This is a genomic window from Streptomyces pinistramenti (assembly GCF_020564935.1).
Classification (GTDB): Bacteria; Actinomycetota; Actinomycetes; order Streptomycetales; family Streptomycetaceae; genus Streptomyces; species Streptomyces pinistramenti.
This window is the reverse complement of the sequence record NZ_JAJCXB010000127.1, coordinates 1-1242: the sequence shown is the minus strand read 5'-3', so window position 1 is coordinate 1242 and position 1242 is coordinate 1. Positions and strand designations below refer to the sequence as shown.

Annotated in this window: 1 protein-coding gene; it reads right to left on the bottom strand. The window is 75.3% G+C overall.

Annotated features, from left to right (window positions below):
• Positions 1–246: 246 nt before the first annotated feature.
• The coding region (locus LIU39_RS34660; protein WP_227050960.1) for an ABC transporter ATP-binding protein at positions 247–1242 on the bottom strand (996 nt) is incomplete at its 5' end.

The following is a 1242-nucleotide window of genomic DNA, read 5'->3' as shown; positions in this document are numbered from 1 at the left end:
GGGGGGGGGGGGGGGGGGGGGGGAGCGGTGGCTCGGGGACGGGGCCCGGAGGGGGGCCGCCGGGCTCGGGGCCCGGATCGCCGGGGTCGGGTTCGCGGGCGAGCGTCCCGTACGGGTACTTGGTCGGTTGCCGCTGCATCGCGTGCCTCCGATGGTGGACTGCTGCGTGCGTCTGACCCCTGTACCCGAGTTTCGCCCGTCCATGGCCGCCGCGCACGACGAATTGCGGCGGGCCGCCGCCGGCGGTCACCCGTGGCCGGCCGCGGCACCCGTCAGCGGGAAGTGGCAGGCCACCCGGTGCCCGGGGGTGTCCGGTTCGGCGGGCGGTGGCTCGGTCGTCGCGCACAGGTCGCGGGCGGCCGGGCAGCGGGTGCGAAAGCGGCAGCCGGACGGCGGCGCGGCGGCCGACGGGGTCTCGCCGCCCAGCGGGGTACCGGTCGGCGCGGCAGCCGGATCGGGGGCGTTGACGGTGTCCAGCAGTCCCCTGGTGTAGGGGTGCAGGGGCCGGGCGAAGACCCGCGCGGCCGGGCCGGTCTCGACGAGTTTGCCGAGGTACATCACCCCGACCGAGTCCGCGAGGTGCCGCACCACCGCCAGGTCGTGCGAGATGAAGAGGTAGGTGAGGCCCTTCTCGCGCTGGAGGTCGCGCATCAGGTTGAGGATCTGTGCCTGGACGGAGACGTCGAGGGCGGAGACCGGTTCGTCGGCGACGACGAGGGCGGGCGCCAGGGCGAGGGCGCGGGCCAGGCCGAGGCGCTGCCGCTGGCCGCCGGAGAATTCGTGCGGGTAGCGGTCGACGGCGCCGCGCGGCAGCCCGACGTCGTCGAGCAGCGCGGCGATCCGCTCCTGTTGTGCCGCCCGGTCGCCGATGCCCTGGATGACCAGCGGCTCGCGCAGTACCGCGCCGACCCGCATCCGGGGGTCCATGGAGGCGTAGGAGTCCTGGAACATCAGCTGGACATCCCGGCGGTGGGCGCGCAGTTGCCCGCGCGAGAGGGCGCCGATGTCGCGGGCGCCGATCTCGATGGTGCCCGCGGTGGGCGCTTCGAGGCCGACGACCATCCGGCCGAGGGTCGACTTTCCGCAGCCCGATTCCCCGACGATGCCGAACGTCTCCCCGCGCCGGACCGTGAGCGAGACCCCCGCGACGGCGCTGACCTGGGATCCTTCGCCCTTGCGCCGGGCGAAGGGGCCGCCGTGCAGCGGGTAGGTCTTGGCGACGTCGGAGAGGCGCAGCAGGAT